Raw genomic sequence first — 3,111 nt, 5'->3', positions numbered from 1 at the left:
CGTAAGTGCCGACGGAAGGTGGCGTTGACGCGGCCTGTCAGGCTTTGCGGCGTTTCCGCGGCGCCCATTTTTTCGCGAGCGCTTCCAGCCTTGCCTCGATCAGGGGGATATCGGGCTGGGCGTTGGGATCATGGTCGTCGCCGAGGGTATCGAGCGCTTCTTCATGATATTCATGCTGGGGGTCGCCGAGCGCTTCGAGCTTTTCGGCGTAGCCCCATGGCCCGCCACTGTCCTCCGGCGGCCGCATGCCTACTGCATCGAGGATGAGCGGATATGTCAGGTGCGGGCTGGCCGCGCTGACGCGCTCGATCTTGACGCTATGCTCCCAGGCGTCGCCAAAGTCGTAGAGATATCGGAAGGTCTTGCGCCTCGTATCCGCCAGGACCTGGGCGAGAGTGGCCTTACGGGCGTCGAGCGGCCCGTCGAAGCCATATTCAGGATCAGGGATGCCAAAGCCGGTCTGCCCGAAGCTCATTTCCCACAGGTGAGAGTCCGTCCACGAGAAGGCGGTCTGGATGACGGTGTGCAGACGGTCGAGCCGGATATTGAGGGGCACCTCCAGCGTTCGGCTGACGGCCGGCGTGACATCGTCCAGCGTAATCTTCATCCGCACGACAGTGCCGTTGCTCACGCAGCCTTCTCCAGATCGTTGGTCAGCCTTGATGCCTGCCATCTCCAGGGTAAAAAGTCATCGATCCGATTGATCCGGTAGTTGCCGATGCGCTCGATGACGTCGGTGAACCACACTTCAGGCTCGACGCCGTTGAGCCGGCATGTGCCGGCCAGGGAGTAGAAGAGCGCCGCCGCTTCTCCCCCTTTCATGGAGCCGACGAACATCCAGTTCCGGCGCCCGAGCGCGACCCCGCGCAGGGCGTTCTCCACCAGATTGTTGCTGATCTCGAGCCGACCGTCATCGCAGTAGCGGATCATGGCCTGCCAGCGGTTGAGCGGATAGCGACAGGCACGCGCCAGATTGCTGTCGGACGACAGGCCTCGGTTCTGGGTTTCGAGCCAGACGCGCAATGCCTCCAGCTTCGGCACCGCCTTGATTTGGCGGATGCGTCTTCGCTCATCAGGTGGAGCACCCTTGATGTCGCGCTCGATGGCGAAGAGTTCAGCGATCCGCACGACCGCCTCCGCCGCGATCGGCGACGGACTTTTCTCCAGGATGTCAGTAAATTTCCGGCGCGCATGGCTCCAGCACCCCACTTCGACGATATCCCTGGGGGCCTTGGTCTTGGGGTCACGGTAAAGTGCGTTGTACCCGGCAAAGCCGTCTGCCTGTAGATACCCCCGATAGTCGGCGAGATGTTCTGCCGGATGCGCTCCGCCACGATCGGCGCTGAAGCGGAAGACCACGGCAGGCGGGCTCATGTCGCCGCTGGAGCGGTCATCACGCAGATAGACCCAGAAGTGCCCGGTCCGGCTGCCATCGCCATTGCCCAGCAGCGTGACCGGCGTGTCGTCACCATGGATCTTGGCGGCTTCCCGGATATAGGCGAACAGCCGCTCGCCCAGCGGCGCCAGCAGCCACGCCAGTTTTCGCGCCCAGCGGCTCATCACATCCCGATCAATGTGAAGCCCAACGCGGCGGAAGATTACCGACTGCCGGTGCCAGGGCTGGTGATCGACAAAGCGATTGACGACGAGGTGGGCCAGCAGGGCGCTGCTCGCCATCACCTTGGGCAGCGGCAGATCGACAGCGGGCGCTTGTCGGATCTGTTCGCAGGATCGGCACGCCAGCCTGGGCCGGACATGGCGAATGACCCGGAAGCGTGCAGGGACATAGTCGAGAACCTCAGTGACGGCCTCGTCGATCTGCACTGACGGTCCATTACAACCGGCACTGCATGGGCCGGGCTGATGATCGACGGTCTGACGCGGGAAGTGTGCGGGAAGCGGAACGCGGCCGCCGGATTTGCGGGCCGATTTCAACACGGGCGGCGCTGACACCTCATCGTTTGCCGGTTCCGGGGCTTCGACCTCCTCGAACATCAGCCGCAGCTGGGCGATATCCATTTTCTCGGAGCTGCGGCCGAACTGGACGCGCAGCAGCCGCGCGACATGATGCTCGAGCTTTTCGATCCGCAAGGTCTGGGCTTTGACGGTGGCTTGCGCCGCCGTCAGTTCGGCCCGTTCCTGCTCCATGACATCGGCCATCTCCAGCAGCATTTTCTGCAGGAGGACAGGGTCTGTGGGGAGGCGATCAAGGGCGAACCGCATGCCGCCGATAATAGCCGAAGCCCACGGTAAATCCTACATAAAATGGCGGTTTTCCTGATCTTTTTGACTATGCGAGCCTCGGCGTGATCACCTCGTCGTGGACGATCGCCTGCTTCCAGTTCAGCCCTTCAATCAGCATCGCCATCTGGGCTGCCGACAGGCGGAGCGCGCCCTCATGAGCACGAGGCCACACGAACTTTCCGCGCTCGAGACGCTTCGCATACACGCATAGCCCGGACCCGTCCCAGACCAAGGCCTTCAACCTGTCGCCCCTTTTCCCGCGGAACAGGAAAACCGCCCCCGAGAAGGGATCAAGCTGAAGAATATTGCGCACCTGCGCCGACAGCCCATCAAACCCCTTGCGCATGTCGCACGGCGCCAGCGACAGATAGATTTTCGTCGAAGGCGGGAACGCCAGGCTCAATGATCCAGCTCCCGCAGGACATCGAGCACCTGTTTCAGGGCGGCCCGATCGACCTCGCCATCAACCAACACCGTCAGGCCGCACCGCCCTCGAACCTCAATCCGCCCTGGCTCCCGAGCTTTGGCCGACGGCGAAGACGATGCCAATTCGACAGGCACGAAGCCCGCCATCGCTCCGCGAAGCAGCTGCTTGCGCCAGGTATAAAGCTGGCCTGTTCCAACGCTGTGCCGCCGAGCCACGGCCGAGACGATCGCCCCCGGCGCCGTCGTCTCCTTCAGGATCGCCAGCTTCTCCTCGTCGCTCCAGTTCCGACGCCGCTCCACCCGTACAAGCGCTCCGCCATCACCGCGACCGCTCATACGAGGCTCGTTTGACTGCTCGATGTCCATGCTCACGCCTCCTCAAAGGCCGCGAGCTTTCCTATTCCGGTGCCGGCAACAAGGCCGCCTTCCGTCGGCGCTTAC

At 63.1% G+C, this 3,111-nt stretch carries 4 protein-coding genes; all 4 read right to left on the bottom strand.

Annotated features, from left to right (window positions below; all coding sequences use genetic code 11):
* Positions 1-37 precede the first annotated feature (37 nt).
* A complete protein-coding gene (locus ACODR8_RS19815) occupies positions 38-673 on the bottom strand; it encodes a plasmid pRiA4b ORF-3 family protein (RefSeq protein WP_489008834.1) in 636 nt (211 codons plus the stop codon).
* Positions 628-2,148: an IS66 family transposase gene (gene tnpC / locus ACODR8_RS19810; protein WP_489008835.1), complete on the bottom strand. Its 1,521-nt coding sequence runs from the start codon at positions 2,146-2,148 to the stop codon at positions 628-630. Before tnpC ends, ACODR8_RS19815 begins: the two co-directional genes overlap by 46 nt.
* Positions 2,149-2,290: 142 nt before the next feature.
* Positions 2,291-2,647, bottom strand: a complete 357-nt coding sequence (tnpB, locus tag ACODR8_RS19805) for an IS66 family insertion sequence element accessory protein TnpB (protein WP_311271324.1) — start codon at positions 2,645-2,647, stop codon at positions 2,291-2,293.
* Positions 2,644-3,036, bottom strand: coding sequence for an IS66-like element accessory protein TnpA (gene tnpA / locus ACODR8_RS19800; protein WP_311271325.1), 393 nt, complete (start codon positions 3,034-3,036; stop codon positions 2,644-2,646). Before tnpA ends, tnpB begins: the two co-directional genes overlap by 4 nt.
* Between the last annotated feature and the right edge of the window lie 75 nt (positions 3,037-3,111).

This window comes from Sphingobium sp. FG58 (assembly GCF_057809055.1).
The sequence above is the reverse complement of the archived record's forward strand: the minus strand, read 5'-3'. Positions and strand labels throughout refer to the sequence as shown.

Excerpts from the sequence above, each read along its gene's own strand:
- ACODR8_RS19815 (WP_489008834.1), bottom strand. The coding sequence starts at position 673 with ATGGCAGGCATCAAGGCTGACCAACGATCTGGAGAAGGCTGCGTGAGC.
- tnpC (WP_489008835.1), bottom strand. The coding sequence starts at position 2,148 with ATGGAGCAGGAACGGGCCGAACTGACGGCGGCGCAAGCCACCGTCAAA.
- tnpA (WP_311271325.1), bottom strand. The coding sequence starts at position 3,036 with ATGGACATCGAGCAGTCAAACGAGCCTCGTATGAGCGGTCGCGGTGAT.